General features: G+C 32.1%; 18 protein-coding genes. All 18 read right to left on the bottom strand.

Translation table 11 applies throughout. The annotated features are described in order from the left end of the window. Positions 1-36 precede the first annotated feature (36 nt). A complete protein-coding gene (locus HM981_RS05450; protein ID WP_179337557.1) occupies positions 37-1,056 on the bottom strand; it encodes a sugar phosphate nucleotidyltransferase in 1,020 nt (339 codons plus the stop codon). Positions 1,057-1,201: 145 nt separating this feature from the next. Beyond that, the gene (locus tag HM981_RS05445; protein WP_317167163.1) at positions 1,202-1,384 is read right to left on the bottom strand and encodes a GIY-YIG nuclease family protein; all 183 of its coding nucleotides are present in this window, start codon (positions 1,382-1,384) and stop codon (positions 1,202-1,204) included. A 39-nt stretch (positions 1,385-1,423) separates the two neighbouring features. Then, positions 1,424-1,858 carry a dUTP diphosphatase gene (gene dut / locus HM981_RS05440; protein ID WP_179337556.1) on the bottom strand — a complete coding sequence of 145 codons (435 nt, stop codon included), beginning with the start codon at positions 1,856-1,858 and terminating at the stop codon, positions 1,424-1,426. A gap of 53 nt (positions 1,859-1,911) precedes the next feature. After that, positions 1,912-3,369 carry an oligosaccharide flippase family protein gene (locus HM981_RS05435; RefSeq protein ID WP_179337555.1) on the bottom strand — a complete coding sequence of 486 codons (1,458 nt, stop codon included), beginning with the start codon at positions 3,367-3,369 and terminating at the stop codon, positions 1,912-1,914. Positions 3,370-3,483: 114 nt separating this feature from the next. Beyond that, positions 3,484-4,023: a hypothetical protein gene (locus tag HM981_RS05430; RefSeq protein WP_179337554.1), complete on the bottom strand. Its 540-nt coding sequence runs from the start codon at positions 4,021-4,023 to the stop codon at positions 3,484-3,486. Between the two features lie 182 nt (positions 4,024-4,205). Further along, positions 4,206-4,760 carry a hypothetical protein gene (locus HM981_RS05425; protein WP_179337553.1) on the bottom strand — a complete coding sequence of 185 codons (555 nt, stop codon included), beginning with the start codon at positions 4,758-4,760 and terminating at the stop codon, positions 4,206-4,208. Continuing rightward, entirely contained in the window at positions 4,757-5,233 is a 477-nt protein-coding gene (locus HM981_RS05420) for an RNA polymerase sigma factor (protein ID WP_179337552.1), read from the bottom strand. The genes HM981_RS05425 and HM981_RS05420 overlap by 4 nt, the downstream gene beginning before the upstream one ends. A gap of 11 nt (positions 5,234-5,244) precedes the next feature. After that, positions 5,245-6,087 (bottom strand): alpha/beta fold hydrolase, encoded by an 843-nt coding sequence (locus HM981_RS05415; protein ID WP_179337551.1) that lies wholly within the window; start codon positions 6,085-6,087, stop codon positions 5,245-5,247. A gap of 138 nt (positions 6,088-6,225) precedes the next feature. Continuing rightward, on the bottom strand, positions 6,226-7,086 hold the full coding sequence (atpG, locus tag HM981_RS05410) for an ATP synthase F1 subunit gamma (protein WP_179337550.1): 861 nt from the start codon (positions 7,084-7,086) through the stop codon (positions 6,226-6,228). A gap of 105 nt (positions 7,087-7,191) precedes the next feature. Further along, positions 7,192-8,772 (bottom strand): F0F1 ATP synthase subunit alpha, encoded by a 1,581-nt coding sequence (atpA, locus tag HM981_RS05405; RefSeq protein ID WP_179337549.1) that lies wholly within the window; start codon positions 8,770-8,772, stop codon positions 7,192-7,194. A gap of 56 nt (positions 8,773-8,828) precedes the next feature. Beyond that, positions 8,829-9,365 carry an ATP synthase F1 subunit delta gene (gene atpH / locus HM981_RS05400; RefSeq protein ID WP_179337548.1) on the bottom strand — a complete coding sequence of 179 codons (537 nt, stop codon included), beginning with the start codon at positions 9,363-9,365 and terminating at the stop codon, positions 8,829-8,831. A 6-nt stretch (positions 9,366-9,371) separates the two neighbouring features. Continuing rightward, positions 9,372-9,872, bottom strand: coding sequence for a F0F1 ATP synthase subunit B (locus HM981_RS05395; protein WP_179337547.1), 501 nt, complete (start codon positions 9,870-9,872; stop codon positions 9,372-9,374). 96 nt (positions 9,873-9,968) lie between these two features. Next, positions 9,969-10,169, bottom strand: coding sequence for an ATP synthase F0 subunit C (gene atpE / locus HM981_RS05390; protein ID WP_020896353.1), 201 nt, complete (start codon positions 10,167-10,169; stop codon positions 9,969-9,971). A gap of 38 nt (positions 10,170-10,207) precedes the next feature. Continuing rightward, positions 10,208-11,374 carry a F0F1 ATP synthase subunit A gene (gene atpB, locus HM981_RS05385; protein ID WP_179337546.1) on the bottom strand — a complete coding sequence of 389 codons (1,167 nt, stop codon included), beginning with the start codon at positions 11,372-11,374 and terminating at the stop codon, positions 10,208-10,210. A gap of 80 nt (positions 11,375-11,454) precedes the next feature. Next, complete coding sequence (locus HM981_RS17565) at positions 11,455-11,853, bottom strand: DUF6168 family protein (protein ID WP_394351695.1); 399 nt, start codon at positions 11,851-11,853, stop codon at positions 11,455-11,457. Further along, a complete protein-coding gene (locus tag HM981_RS05380; RefSeq protein WP_179337545.1) occupies positions 11,846-12,097 on the bottom strand; it encodes an AtpZ/AtpI family protein in 252 nt (83 codons plus the stop codon). Before HM981_RS05380 ends, HM981_RS17565 begins: the two co-directional genes overlap by 8 nt. Next, positions 12,051-12,482 carry a bactofilin family protein gene (locus tag HM981_RS05375; RefSeq protein WP_179337544.1) on the bottom strand — a complete coding sequence of 144 codons (432 nt, stop codon included), beginning with the start codon at positions 12,480-12,482 and terminating at the stop codon, positions 12,051-12,053. Before HM981_RS05375 ends, HM981_RS05380 begins: the two co-directional genes overlap by 47 nt. Before the next feature lie 70 nt (positions 12,483-12,552). Continuing rightward, positions 12,553-15,177 carry a type IX secretion system periplasmic lipoprotein PorW/SprE gene (porW, locus tag HM981_RS05370; protein ID WP_246286113.1) on the bottom strand — a complete coding sequence of 875 codons (2,625 nt, stop codon included), beginning with the start codon at positions 15,175-15,177 and terminating at the stop codon, positions 12,553-12,555. Between the last annotated feature and the right edge of the window lie 185 nt (positions 15,178-15,362).

The following is a 15,362-nucleotide window of genomic DNA, read 5'->3' as shown; positions in this document are numbered from 1 at the left end:
CTTGATTTGAATAGCTTGATTATTCTATTTCAATAATTATTCCATGATGGTATAATCACCAATACTAATTTTAGTAAACTCACCATTATATTTAACGTGGTTACCAATCATAGCTTCGTCTAACTTAGCGTTTTTAATTGTGGTTTGATTTTGTATTAAGCTATTTTTAACGGTTGAGTTTTCAATAACACAATCTTTTCCTATAGACACAAATGGGCCAACAGTGGTGTTTCTCAAAACTGTGCCTTTACCAATATAGCAAGGTTCAATAATTTTTGAGTTTTCTAAAACAACAGAATCATCAACTAATTGCTCTTCATTATCTGCTGTTAAAAAGCCTAACATTCTGGCATTTGTTTCTAGAGTAACGGCTTTGTTTCCACAATCCATCCACTCATCTACAGTTCCGGTTTTAAATATTTTTCCGTCTGCCATCATGCGTTTAATACCATCGTTAATTTGGTATTCTCCACCATTCATTATGTTTTCGTCTAAAATCTCTTGAAGTTTTTCTTTTAAAACCGCAACATCTTTAAAGTAATAAATCCCTATTACAGCTTGATCACTTACAAAGCTTTCTGGTTTTTCAACGAGCTCAACAATGTTCTTGTCATCATTAAGTTTTACAACTCCATAAGCTTCAGGGTTGGCAACACATTTTGTCCAGATTACACTATCTGCAGAAGGGTCTAAATCAAATTCCGCTCTAATTAATGTATCTGCATATGCAATTACTGCTGGTCCTGACAAAGATGGTTCTGCACTCATTATAGCATGACCAGTACCTAAAGGTTGATCTTGTCTGTAGATGGATGCTTTTGCACCTAAACCCTCAGCCAGTTCTATTAAACTATTTACAACATCGTCTCCAAAAAATGCTGGATCACCTAATACAAATGCGATTTCTTCAATGGGTTGTTTTAAAACTTTTGCAATATCTTTTACCAAACGATGAACGATTGGCTGACCTGCAACAGGAATTAATGGTTTTGGTACGGTTAAACTATGTGGTCTAAGGCGAGATCCTCGGCCTGCCATTGGTACTATTATTTTCATATCATATGCCTGCGAAAGCAGGTATCTTTTTGTGATTAAACTTAATTCCAGTGAAAACTGGAATCTTTTTACTATTTCCTTAGTTTATTATAATTCAGGTTCCAGTTAGTACTTATATCCGACCAACTAGGGTTCATTTCTTCTATTAATTCAATTTTCCAAACTCTTCAAAATACATCAATTTATCACAATTATATTTTGCAGTAAATGATTTAGGGTAAACTTTTAACTTATGTTCTTTTACTCTTTCTTCAATATTACTAGTTAATCCAATGTATAATACACCATCTTTTCTATTACTCATTATGTAAACATACCAATGGTCCATGCTTTTTTACTTTGAGATTCCTGCGTACGCAGGAATTGGTCACCTGACTCCTGTACTTCCAAAACCACCTTCTCCTCTATCTGTATCAGATAAAATTTCTACCTGTTCCCAATCTGCACGTTCATGTTTTGCTATGACTAATTGCGCAATACGTTCGCCATTATTAATTTCAAAATCCTCATTTGAAAGGTTTACTAAAATCACTCCTATTTCACCTCTATAATCTGCATCTACAGTTCCTGGTGCATTTAATACTGTGATTCCTTTTTTTGCTGCTAACCCACTTCTTGGTCTTACTTGTGCTTCAATCCCAACTGGTAATTCTATAAACAAACCTGTACCAACAATGGTACGCTCCAAAGGTTTTAGAATTCTAGATTCAGATAAATTAGCACGCAAATCCATTCCTGCCGAAGCTATAGTTTCGTAATGTGGTAAATCGTGACTTGATTTATTTATTATTTTGATCTTCATTTATTTATTCAATTTGTTCTAGCTTTCCTATTGTACTCAAGATAACAAAACGATTAGCGTTTCAATACTTGTTTTAATTCCTTCTTTTCAAGAAGAATAACTAATCCCAAAAATACAATTAACATCGCAATTCCGATCATATAATTCTCTCGATAGTTATAGAAAAATATAAACGAAAACAGCGTTGAAACCACTAGATATAAACCTATTTTCTTCAAATTATAAGGAATCGGATAGTATTTTCTTCCAAAATATAAAGATAACAACATCATTAGTGCATAAGCAGAAAGTGTTGCAATAGCTGAACCTTTAAAACCTATAATAGGAATTAATACATAATTTAATACCAAGGTTACTGTGGCTCCAAATATTGAAATGTAAGCACCATATTTAGTACGATCCGTTATTTTATACCAAACCGAAAGGTTGTGATAAATACCTAAACAGAAATTGGCTAGCAAAATAAAAGGGACAATCCACATGGCTTCATAATAAGCCTCACTTAAAATAATGTATGGTTTTAGTAAATCTGCAAAGACAACAACCGTCAATAAAATTACAGAACCTAAGGCCACAAAATATTCTAAAATTTTCGCATAATTTTTTTGTGGATTTTTTGTTTTAGAATGGCTAAAGAAGTAAGGTTCTATACCTAAACGAAATGCTGTAGCAAACAACGTCATGAAAAGCGCGAGTTTGTAACATGCTGAGTACATGCCCAATTGTTCATCTGCAACATCTTCTGGTAATAGATTTTCTAATAAAATACGATCGAAGGTTTCATTAACAGAATAAGCTATTCCAGCAATAAGAACAGGCATCGCATAACGCATCATTTTTTTCCATAATATAATATCGAAGGTTAATTTGATTTTAGCGTAAAATGGCAATAATATTAACAACGTAACTCCACTTGCTACTAAATTGGAAATGAAAATATAACTGATTTCAAAATCTTTAATATAAATGCTACTAAAAAACGAATTGCCTTCTGCTAACCCTTTTAAATATAATAACAAGAACACATTAAGACCTAAATTAATAGCGACACTAAGTATTTTAATAATAGCATATCGCATAGGTTTTGCAATGGCTCTTAACCAAGCAAATGGAATTATAACCAAAGCATCCAAAAGCAAGATTATAAATACCAAATTAAGGTACTTAAGCTCTATATTTATAAGTGTTGAAATCTGATGTCTAAACAGAAAAGCAATTCCCATTAAGGCGAAAGAACTTATAATTAATGAAATTGCAGACGTACTTGTTACTTTATCTTGATTGTCTTCTTTGTTGAAAAACCTAAAAAAAGCGGTTTCCATACCATAAGCCAAAACCACATTAAAAAGCACGAAGTAAGCAAAAATGAAAGATACGCGTCCATATTCTTCTACAGATAACACCTCTGGATTGGTATAAAGTGGCACCAAAATAAAGCTTAACATTCGTGGAAGCACAGTGGCTAAACCATAAATGAATGTTTGTTTAAAAAGTGATTTGAATCCGCTCAATCTTGTTAATTATTATGACACTCAAAAGTATTAAATAAATATTGGTCTTTTAATCCTTGAAACAAAAAAAGCCTTGCTTAAAAAGCAAGGCTGTATAAAATTGTGTTTTAAGATTTAATCTTCATCGATTTCGCTATCATCTACTGATGCTAAACCTGTAGATCTTTCTCCTGTATACGTAGAAGGTGGTCCATCTTTATAGTAAGTCCCAGCAACTTCGTTAAGTACTTTAATTTTATAATATTTTGTTGTACCATTTTGTATATAACTTACAACACATTCATTGTCTTTAAGCTTAAACGGATAATCTGCAGGTGCTTCAGACTTCTTAAATGTATAATAAGGAGATGTATTTTTAAGACGTGCAAAGTACTTCCCTTTTTGTTTGCTTAATTCTGCTGTGAGGTTTCTAAAATAAACACGGTCAATTTTAATATCATCGGCAAGATCAGTTATTGGTAGAAACATATTTATTCCTGTTCCACCAACTTTAATACCTGCATACCATTCTTGAAAATAAACAGAGTTTACGTTAAATGGTGCTTGCTCTTGATACGTCGTTATAGCTGAATTGGTTTGACCAGAACACGGAAAAGTAATCCCGAAAATAACAGCTAAAATCATGGCGAAAGCCGCCTTTCTTAGTAGTTTCATTGTAATGTAGGTTAAGGTTTGGAGGGGCAAGATATACAAAAATTGACATTACATCTACAAAAGTTTTATTAATCCGATAAACAACAATTTAAAGTAAGAAAATTTACATGAAATTATATAAATTCTTACAAATTAAACTCTTACAGCCATTTTTTAATGGTAAATATCATTAACTAGAACTATTAATTCATTAACTGTTTAATGCTTAATAGTTCTTTTTTAATCACCTTGAAAAGCAAGAATAGTCCAACACTAATAATAACACATCCTGATATTTGAATGTAGGTGTAAAATCCCTTTGAAAGACTCATTTTAAAATACGGCATTAGCATTACAAAGCCAACGATATAAAATAATAAAATTATAGGTGTGAAAATATAATGTGTACGAAGTCTTTTTTTATAATATCTGAGTAACCTATTTTTAAAACGTTGATTGTCTTCAGCGAAATTGATATGCTTAAGCGTATTAAGACTAATGATCTCTAGAGCAATTCTTATAAATATTACTAATATCATTAAAGATAAAGCTATTGTTGCCTTCACTTCTAAATAAGCTTTTACATAGAAAAAGAAAATAATTAATAATCCTGCAGTAACAGCCAAAATGCTATTAGTAATTCGTTGTCCATTTTTTAAAGCGTTTGTCTTATTAATAATGGTTTCTATACCATTTACCGGAGGTTTTATGTCTCCTTGATTTTCCCATTGTGCTTTTATATCTTCAAAATTTTTCATTGCTTAACACATTTTGTTAGTTCTTTTTTAATACGGTGGATTCTAACCCTGACGGCTTCATGTTTTAATCCCATAACCTCTGCGATTTCCTTTTGTTGCAAGCCTTCAAGTTCAAGTAAAATAATAGCTTTATTATCTGCTGTAAGTTTGTTTATGCACTTATATAATTGCTGAAATCTATTTTCTTGATTTTCTTTAACAATCTCAAATTTACTTTCCAAATCAATTGGTAATTTTTTAGAAAACTTAAGCTTTTTAGCCTCTCTAATATGCACTAAGCAAGTGTTTACCGTAATTCTATAAATCCATGTAGAAATACTAGAATCTTTTCTAAAAGTCTTCAAATTATCCCAAACTTTGACAAATACGTCTTGAGCTAAATCTTTGGCTTGAGGTTCATTCCCATTGCAATAACCCATACACAAGCGCATGACTTTAGGATAATTATCTTCATATATTTTTTCGAATTCCACTGAGGTCAATCTTAATTTAATTCCATTTTAATAGCCTCTAGTAACCACTTTGGTTGGTCGAACATTATAAAATGTGCCGATTCTTCTGCAAACTTAATTTCATAATTTTTAAGATTCTTGTATTGGTCTGCATTCGTCTTTTTTACGGTTTCTAAGCCATAAGGTTTCGTAGCTGCAAGTATTGTTACAGGTACCGTAATTCTTGAAATGTCAGTTCTTAAATCTAATTTTAATAAATCTGTATAACCATAAACATAAGTTTCTCTATCTGTATGGACCAACCAATCTTTTATAATTTCTTTTTTTTCGTCATTAAGAACCATTCCTGAAGCCATCTGAGATGCCATTGCTTCAAAATTCTCATCGCTAAGCTCTAATAATTGTTTGTTGTAAGGATTATCATAAACAATCATCTCGCTATTAAAATTAGGCATCATAAGAGCGCCTGTAGATGGCAATGCATCTACTGTAATAATATTTTTAAGGTCTAAACCTATTTCAGTCCCTAACCATAAGCTTAAAGCACCACCTAAACTATGACCAATTAGAGTTATTTGTTCTAGGTTATTGTCTGAAATATAGGTTATAATTTCTTCTTTAATTTTTGGTAGCCAAGGTTTTTCAATAGGTGGTACATTACCAAATCCAGCAAATGTAAACACATGGCATTCATTAGTTTTAGAAAGCTCTGTAACTGCATCTTCCCAAACTGTACCAGGACAACCGAAACCTGGAAATAATAAAATTGGATCTCCCTTTCCGTAAACTTCGACTTGAAAAGATTGATGTTGCGCGTAAACAAACGCTGACATAAAGAACGTTAGGATTAAGAAAGGTGTTTTTAGGTGTCTCATGATATTCATTTTATGATTAGATTTTCCTTTTAGATACAAAATCAAAAAAATGTTACATGAAAACATAAAAAAAACCTAACTCGTTAAAGTTAGGTTTAAATATTTTATGTGAGAGATCCCTACTATCGTAGGAATTTGTTAATTATTTAAAGCTTCTGCACCACCAACAATCTCTAAGATCTCGTTAGTAATTGCAGCTTGACGTGCTTTATTATAAGTTAATTTAAGCTGATCTCTTAATTCTGTTGCGTTATCTGTTGCTTTATGCATAGCTGTCATACGAGCACCATGTTCTGAAGCAAAAGAATCTCTAATACCTTTATATAATTGTGTCTTTAATGACTTAGGTATTAATTCTTCAACAATTTCTAATTTAGAAGGTTCAAAAACGTAATCTAAATTTACATTGTCATCATTTTCAACTGGTACAATTGGTAAAAACTGCTCAGTCATTATGATTTGTGTTGCTGCGTTCTTAAAATGATTGTATACCACTTCAATCTTATCAAACTCACCTGAAACAAATTTCTCCATTAACATTTCTGCTATTTCAGAAACATTATCATAGGTTAAATCGTCAAAAATTTCACTCTTATTAGCAATAACTCTGTCTTGCTTTGCAAACGCATCGTTAGATTTTTTTCCTATTGCTAAAACAGAAACATTTTTAGTTGCGTAAACATTATTAATCAAGTTATTAGTTTGCTTAATAATATTAGAATTAAACGCACCACATAATCCTCTATTAGATGTCACTGAAACAATAAGTACGTTTTTAACTTCGCGTTGTTCTGAATATTTACTTCCAGAATCCTCATCTAAAGTTGCACTTAAACTCTGTAATAATTCAGTTAATTTATTAGAGTAAGGACGCATTGCCGTAATAGCATCTTGAGCTTTCTTTAACTTAGCAGCAGATACCATTTTCATGGCACTAGTAATCTGCATCGTTGAAGATACTGACGCTATTCTATTACGTATTTCTTTTAAATTAGCCATTCTTTATTTGATAAAGACTCTTCGATTTCTCTTAGAGTGACATTAGTTTAATAATATTAATTTAGAGTTATGAGTCAATTGACTCACAACTCTAAATTGATAACTTTATGATCTATACTTTGCTGAAAGATCTTTTGCTACACTTGTTAATGTATCAATAACCTCATCAGTTAATTTACCTGCTTTTAAAGTACTAAGCGTATCGCTATGCTTTGCATTTAAAAACTCGATAAAATCGCGTTCAAATTCTTTTACTTTCTCTACAGGAACGTCTTTTAATAAGTTTTTAGAACCAGCATAGATAATTGCTACTTGATCTTCAACTTTAAAAGGATCATTTTGCGCTTGTTTTAATATTTCAACATTACGCTTACCTTTATTAATTACGTTCAAAGTAACCGCATCTAAATCTGAACCAAACTTAGCAAACGCTTCTAATTCACGATACTGAGCTTGATCTAATTTTAAAGTACCAGATACTTTCTTCATAGATTTAATCTGAGCATTACCACCAACACGAGATACAGAAATACCTACGTTAATTGCTGGACGAACACCAGAGTTAAATAAATCACCATCTAAGAAAATCTGACCATCTGTAATAGAAATTACGTTGGTTGGAATATATGCTGAAACGTCACCTGCTTGTGTTTCAATAATTGGTAAAGCTGTTAATGAACCACCACCTTTAACTAAAGGTTTTAAAACATCTGGAAGGTCATTCATTTCTTTAGCAATCTCATCATTATTAATGATTTTTGCAGAACGCTCTAATAATCTTGAGTGTAAATAAAATACATCACCAGGATATGCCTCACGTCCTGGTGGACGTCTTAATAATAAAGATACCTCACGGTAAGCAACAGCTTGTTTTGATAAATCATCAAATACAATTAAAGCTGGTCTACCAGTATCTCTAAAGTACTCACCAATAGATGCTCCTGTAAAAGGTGCATAAACTTGCATTGCAGCAGGATCTGATGCGTTTGCAGCTACTATTGTTGTGTATGCTAAAGCTCCTTTTTCTTCTAAAGTTTTAGCAATTAAAGCTACAGTAGAAGCCTTTTGGCCAATAGCAACATATATACAATATACAGGCTCGCCTGCATCGTAAAATTCTTTTTGATTTAAGATCGCATCAATACAAACGGCAGTCTTACCTGTTTGTCTATCTCCAATTACCAATTCACGTTGACCTCTACCAACTGGGATCATAGCATCAATTGCTTTAATACCTGTTTGTAACGGCTCTGTTACTGGTTCTCTATAGATAACACCTGGTGCTTTACGCTCTAAAGGCATTTCGTAAGTTGTTCCAGCGATTGGTCCTTTACCATCAATTGGGTTACCTAAAGTATCTACCACACGACCAACAATACCTTCACCTACTTTCACAGATGCGATACGTTCCGTACGTTTTACTGTAGACCCTTCTTTAATACCTACTGAAGTTCCTAAAAGTACAATACCTACATTATCTTCCTCAAGGTTAAGTACAATACCTTCTGCACCACCATCAAATTCAACTAATTCGCCATATTGCACATTAGCCAATCCGTAAGCACGTACAATACCATCACCTACAGTTAATACTGTTCCAACTTCGTCTAATGAAGCACCTGCTTCAAAACCTGAAAGTTGTTGTTTTAAGATTGCTGATATTTCAGCTGGTTTTACTTCTGCCATCTCTTTTAAGTCTTTAGCTTTTAACTGTTAGCCTTTAGAACTAACCTAAAACTATATTAATTTAATGTAAATTCTCTTTTTAATTTATCGAGTTTGTTTGAAATACTAGCATTATACTGTGTATCTCCAACTCGTAATATGAAACCACCTAAAATGTTTTCATCAATAATATTTTCTAATTCAGCGTCTTTTCCTGTAAGTTCTTTAACCTTAGCTAACACTTTAGTTTTTAAATCTTCAGTAAGTGGAATCGCTGTTGTAACAGTTGCTGTTTGGCTCCCTCTTAACTCATCGTATAAATGAATATAACTAGATGCTACATCTTTTAACAATGGTAATCTTTTGTTAGCGATTAAAGTATCTATTAAATTAGTGGTTGCAACGTTAGCATTTTTAAATACTGCTAATAATACCGCTTTTTTGTCTGAAGATCTTACTACAGGACTTTGAAGCATCTGATTTAAATCTTCACTCTCAGCAATAGCAGTAGCGATAGATTTCATATCACTATTTACTGCGTCCGAAGATTTATGATCTGTTGCTAAACTTAAAACCGCTTTAGCGTATCTAATGGCTGCTCTTGATCCTGACATGAATTCTTAGTTTAAAGTTGCTTCAGCTAACATAGACTCAACTAACTGAAGTTGCTTGTCCTTGTTAGATAATTCGTTACGCACTACTTTTTCTGCAATATCTAAAGATAAACCAGCGACATGACTTTTTAATTCTGCCATTGCAGCTTTCTTTTCACTAGCAATTGCTTCTTGTGCTTGAACAATCATTTTATTAGCTTGCTCTTGAGCTTGAGATTCTGCTTCTGCAATCATGTTGCTCTTAAGCTCACGAGCTTCTTTCAACATCGTTTCTCTTTCTAAACGCGCTTCTTGTAACAATCTTTCATTATCTGCCTGAAGATTGGTCATTTCAATTTTTGCTTTTTCAGCTGCATCTAATGCTCCTTGAATACCTTCTTCTCTTTCATTTAAAGATTCAAGAATTGGTTTCCAAGCAAACTTCACCATAAGTGCTATTAATACCAACATTAATATTGTTGATACTACAAATAAACCTGGTGAAAAATCGTTTAATAATGTTTCCATCCTATAAAGTAATTAGGTGTTTCTTTTTTTTTAATTTAAAAACACGTCCTGTAACCAACCGTTACAGGAGAGTGTTTTTGTAATTTGATTTGGTTCTTATTTTCCTAAGAATAAAGCACCAAATGCTAAACCTTCTAAAAGAGCTGCAACAATAATCATTGCTGTTTGAATTTTACCTGCCGCTTCTGGCTGACGAGCAATACCTTCCATTGCTTTTCCACCGATTTGACCAAGTCCGATACCTGCTCCAATTACGATTAATCCTGCTCCAATTAAATTGTAAGTTACTGGTTCCATAAAAATTGATATATAAAATTAAATTAAAAAAATTAGTCTTAAATGAAATCTCCTCTTACGTCTTCAACGTCAGAAGAAATTTCGTGATCATGATCATGATCATGTTCTGCTACAGCCATACCTATAAATAAAGCTGAAAGCATTGTAAAAATATACGCTTGTAAAAATGCTACTAATAATTCTATTAGCAAAAGGAAAAATGATAACACAAATGATAAACCTGTTGCACCTGCAACACCTAAAGACTCTTTAAGTGTAAACATAATTGCAATTAAACTCATTAACACAATGTGTCCTGCAGAAATGTTTGCAAACAAACGTACTAATAATGAGAATGGCTTAATAATAAACGCTCCTACCAATTCTATTACTGCTAAGATTGGTTTTACAAATATTGGCACACCTGGCATCCATAAAATATGCATCCAATAATCTTTATTACCACTTACAGTATAAATAACTAAAGTAAAGATAGCTAAACATGCTGTAACCGCTAACTGTCCTGTAACGTTAAAACCTAATGGTGTTAAACCCGCTAAATTCAAAATCCATATAAAGAAAAATACAGTTAAAAGATATCCTGTGAATTTACGGTATTGTTTTTCTCCAATGTTTGGTCTTGCAATCTCATCACGTACGTAAAGTACTAATGGCTCTAAAATACGTCCGAAACCTGTTGGGATTTGTTTTTTCTTATATTGTTTTGCTAATCTAGAAAACCAGAATAACATTAAAAGACCAATTAATAAAACACCAACGACACTTTTAGTAATTGAAAAATCTAAAAGCTTTGCTGCATTTGTAGCATGATGACCTGCATCAAAACTAACACTAGTAGCTCCTTTTTCTAATTCGTAGATCTTAGAATGAATTTTAGCCAATTTAAGTCCTTCTTTTTCTACGATAACATGACCATCATCATTATGATGAAACTCAGAAGACATAAAAGTAACTAATCCTTGAGATGTCCAAACGATAACAGGTAAGGCAACACCAAAATGTTTACGCTCTCCTGAATCATTGGTATATGAAAATAGATTAAAGTCGTGAGAATCTTTAAGGTGATGAACAATGTATTCTTCTACTTGTTTTTTACCAGAAATTTGACCTCCATCCTGTGCAGTGTCATTAGCAAAAATAGATGTTGGTAAAAACATCAAAACTGCTAACACTAAAAACTTAAAACTTTGCTTAACTATCTTCATTCTAATAAAATAAAAAAAACTCTTCTCAAATTCCGTGCAAAAGTACGTAATTTATTAAAATAACAATATATTTTTTGTGTCTAATATTTAAAGCCCATTTTTGAGATTATCTTAACCACAAAAAATACCTCTAATCCTAGAAATAAGAGTATTGGAATTAAAAGGCTTAACCGCTCGGTAGTATTTAAAATTTCAATATTAAAAACAGAGTCTTTAAACGCCAAATAAAACAATATACCTTTGATAAAAAGTGTGGGTAAATAAATAAAACCCAATTGTGTTTCTAAATTTTTAATCAGCGAAAACAATTGAAAGTGGATACATATTAATAAGGATGTAATTGCTAAGAATATATTTGTATCCCAAACACTGAATCTAACAGTAGCATCTAATTGATTAAGCAAATACTCTTGAAAAAAATAAATAAGAAAAAATAATACCGCAAAAGCTATTACATAAATTAAAACTGCTTTAATCATCTTCTTTAGATACTTTTATAACTTGAGAAATCACTAAATACATAGACACAAAAACAGACAGAAGAGTTATTGTTGTTTCTAAAAAATCCTTATTAAACTTTACATCCAGCCATTGTCCTAGATAATTACCAAGAAAAATGGTACCTCCCATTTGAAATGCAACTGATGTAAACCTTAAGAATTTACTAGGTCTATTATTATTTGCTTTGGGCACTTTGCGCTTGTTGTGGTCTGCTTGCTTCATTAGATAATGATTTAACGGTACCTTTCATACTACACGTAGCATTGAATGTTGCTCCTGGCTCTACAGCTAACTTAGTAATATGAACTTCGCCTTCTATATGTGCCGTAGATTTAAGTGATAATGTTCCTGATAAAATTAATTTACCAGAAAACTTACCTTCAAAGTCAGCATTTTCACCTTGTAATGTTCCTTTAATATAACCCGATTTACCAACAACAACTTTACCCGAAGTTTTAACATTACCTTCTACAGTTCCGTCAATTCTAAAAGGGCCTTGACTCGCAATATCACCTACAATCTTAGTGCCTTGTGCAATTATATTTTGTTGAGAGCTTGATTCCATAGTTCTTTGTTGTTTGGGTTTTTTCTTATCTGAAGAAAACATAATAATTAGTTTTAAGTTATATTGAATAAACCTTTAAATGACTCTTAATCATTTTAAAACCTATCTAATACTATTGTAATTTTAAATATGCGTTTAAGTTTTTATGCCTTTGAATAATCGCATAGTTAGGCGACGAAATTGCAAAATAAGGACGTGTTATTTTGGGCTTAACCTTGCGTCCTCTTTTATCTGTTCCTCCCGACTCAAGCAGTTCCCCAAATCCATTAGCACCACCACTACTTTTAAGACCATGAACAACCACAAAAGTAATATTTTCGTTATAGACATCTTTTGATGTTTTAAGATCAAAGTAGGTGATTTTGGCAACTTCTTCATCTAACGTTTTTATAAACGCATCAATATCTTCTTCCGAGTTGTTTTCAAACTGAAAAACAACATTAAACTTATCTACATTATCATCTGCTATAAACTCCTTTTTTTCTAAAATAGGAAAAGCTTCTTTCATAATTTCTAATGCCTTTTTACCTTCTACTGTATTGGCATAAGTTAGTGCTATGTAATTAATGCCTTCTTTGTAGGCTTCAAAACCATACAATCTACCTTTAGCTGACGCTTTTAATATTTCGAATTTTGGTACAAAATCGTCACCTTCTAATCGTTTAATTTGTATGTTGGCTTCTGAAATAACAGTAGCATATTCTTCTTTTTCAAATTGCTTATAAAGTTTGGTATAAATCCCTTCAGGACTGTTTTCATCCTTTGATAATTCAGATTGTGGATTTAATAGAATTTCAGCATATCTCGACTCTGGATAACCATTAATAATAGCCATTTTCATTACTTCGGCCTTTTGGGTTAATCCTAATTCTACGTAAATACGGTACAAATTATATTTTGAAGGTAATATTAATCGGTCTTCAGGATTGTAGTCTAATAAGTTTTCAAATTTTGATTTTGACAACTCAAACTCCTTAAATTTTTCTTTATAAATAATTCCTAATTGGTAATAGGCAAAGTTTCGTTCTTTAACAATACTATCTATTTCGCTTTGTTTTGTAGGTAATAATGCTAAATAAGTTTCTGCATTAAAACGCTCGTCTTCTACTTCAGAGCCTACAACCTCATCATCTTCATTGGTTTTTGAAACACCTGCTAATTCATTTGTAAGCCTCCAATTATCCTGAAGTTTACGTTTTCCCCATAGTTTTAAAAATTCATTCTTACCATAAGCCACAGTGGTTGAATTATAAAAATAAAAACTACTATTACTGCCAATGGCACTTTTAGTTTGAATATTTTTAGACATTCCCGGAGGACCATTAATACTTCTAGAACTTAATTGTTTTTTTTGATCAAATTGGGTTGTTGGAGCTGCTTGATTTTTTTGTCTTTCTAAAGCTTCTTCTTGTTGCTTTTTTTCTTCTTCAGCTTTAAGCTTTTGATCTTCTGCATATTTTGTATAAATAGCTAATTGTTGGTCTTTTGGTAAGCTTACAATTCTAAGAATACTATCATTGGTAACTGCAATGCCTTCATAATAAATAACATCATCAAGATTTTCGCGCTTCTTTTTTATAACTCTATACGGCTTAGTGTTTACCACCATTGCTGTCATTGTTGAATCATAATAAGCTCCAGCCGTTTTATATATATTTCTATCGAAATACATATTACCTAAGGTTTCGTAATTAAGAGATCTTAAATATTTATCTGAAGTTGTTTTTTTAAGTGACTTATTATAATACGCCTCTGCAAGGCTGTCTGACATTTTACCACGATGATACTCTGCAATTCTGTAATAGATTTTATCTAAAAACAGTCTGTTTTCTCTGTTCTCTTCTAACTCTGTAAGATATTCTTGAAACTCAATATCGGCTTCGTCTCCAATAGCATCAAAATTGTTTGACTTTTCAATATGTGCATTTATATAAAAAGATCTTGGAATTTGACGATGCATTTTTATAATTGCAGCGAATTCTATATTAGCACTATCTTTTTTTCCAAATTCACTATAAAGTTGCCCTTTAATAAAACGGTATCGTGCTTCTTCTCGTTTTACCTTAGTATTTAATGCTGCGACTTCTAATTGTGCAATGGCACTATCTTTAAGTTTAAGATTAAGATAAGCTTGAGCCAAAGCTGCAGAAGCATCTGCTAGATCCTGACCTTCAATTTCCTCTTCACTAAGTAGACGCTTTAATTTATCTATGGCACCCTGATTATTATCTAGACGCATACTGGTTTTTTCGCGCCAAATTTTAACCTGATTAATTTTATCGCTTGTTGGATATTTGTTTAAAATATTGTTGAAGGCTGCCATTGCTGGTACAAAACGCTGATCGAAATAACGCGCTTGCCCTAAGAGTAAATAAGCTTCGTCTATTTGCGTGTTTTTTTCTTTTCCGCCAATATTCATACCATGTACTTGGATGGCTTTTATGGCTTTTTCTTCGGCACGTTCAAAATCCGAATTTTTAGATTGTCCTGGTAGAAATACATCTTCTGAAACATTCATGCGCTCTATAGGCAAAGGCTCCCAGAAATTCTCAGTATACTCATTATTAACTCCATCTTTTCCACGTTCTAAGGCAATGGTACCATTATAAAGCACATTGTATTTAGTGCCTAAAGCATGAAAATTTCGGTTGATGAATTTATCCTTTTTACGTGAACAACTTTGAGTAAGCATCACCACGCAACATAGAGATAATATAATTTTATAATAGGTTTTCAAACGTTGGTTCTATTTAAATTAATACCAATTCAATATTAAAATATTTCAACACTAAATTAGTATAATAGATAACTTAAAAACACTCTGTTTAGTGTGTTATGTGGTAAAAATAAGGATCTTTTTGAATTTCTGAGGTTATTTCATAGTTTTTCGAGATAACACGAGATGTTGGAGCATAAAAAACT

It is taken from the genome of Winogradskyella ludwigii (assembly GCF_013403985.1).
Classification (GTDB): domain Bacteria; phylum Bacteroidota; class Bacteroidia; order Flavobacteriales; family Flavobacteriaceae; genus Winogradskyella; species Winogradskyella ludwigii.
This window is presented reverse-complemented; position numbering and strand designations above follow the sequence as displayed.

Coding starts and splice junctions, on each gene's coding strand:
- atpB (WP_179337546.1), bottom strand. CDS start 11,374: ATGAAGATAGTTAAGCAAAGTTTTAAGTTTTTAGTGTTAGCAGTTTTG.
- HM981_RS05430 (WP_179337554.1), bottom strand. CDS start 4,023: ATGAAACTACTAAGAAAGGCGGCTTTCGCCATGATTTTAGCTGTTATT.
- HM981_RS05445 (WP_317167163.1), bottom strand. CDS start 1,384: ATGGACCATTGGTATGTTTACATAATGAGTAATAGAAAAGATGGTGTA.
- atpE (WP_020896353.1), bottom strand. CDS start 10,169: ATGGAACCAGTAACTTACAATTTAATTGGAGCAGGATTAATCGTAATT.
- atpG (WP_179337550.1), bottom strand. CDS start 7,086: ATGGCTAATTTAAAAGAAATACGTAATAGAATAGCGTCAGTATCTTCA.
- HM981_RS05450 (WP_179337557.1), bottom strand. CDS start 1,056: ATGAAAATAATAGTACCAATGGCAGGCCGAGGATCTCGCCTTAGACCA.
- atpH (WP_179337548.1), bottom strand. CDS start 9,365: ATGTCAGGATCAAGAGCAGCCATTAGATACGCTAAAGCGGTTTTAAGT.
- atpA (WP_179337549.1), bottom strand. CDS start 8,772: ATGGCAGAAGTAAAACCAGCTGAAATATCAGCAATCTTAAAACAACAA.
- HM981_RS05425 (WP_179337553.1), bottom strand. CDS start 4,760: ATGAAAAATTTTGAAGATATAAAAGCACAATGGGAAAATCAAGGAGAC.
- HM981_RS17565 (WP_394351695.1), bottom strand. CDS start 11,853: ATGATTAAAGCAGTTTTAATTTATGTAATAGCTTTTGCGGTATTATTT.
- HM981_RS05375 (WP_179337544.1), bottom strand. CDS start 12,482: ATGTTTTCTTCAGATAAGAAAAAACCCAAACAACAAAGAACTATGGAA.
- HM981_RS05395 (WP_179337547.1), bottom strand. CDS start 9,872: ATGGAAACATTATTAAACGATTTTTCACCAGGTTTATTTGTAGTATCA.
- HM981_RS05380 (WP_179337545.1), bottom strand. CDS start 12,097: ATGAAGCAAGCAGACCACAACAAGCGCAAAGTGCCCAAAGCAAATAAT.
- dut (WP_179337556.1), bottom strand. CDS start 1,858: ATGAAGATCAAAATAATAAATAAATCAAGTCACGATTTACCACATTAC.
- HM981_RS05415 (WP_179337551.1), bottom strand. CDS start 6,087: ATGAGACACCTAAAAACACCTTTCTTAATCCTAACGTTCTTTATGTCA.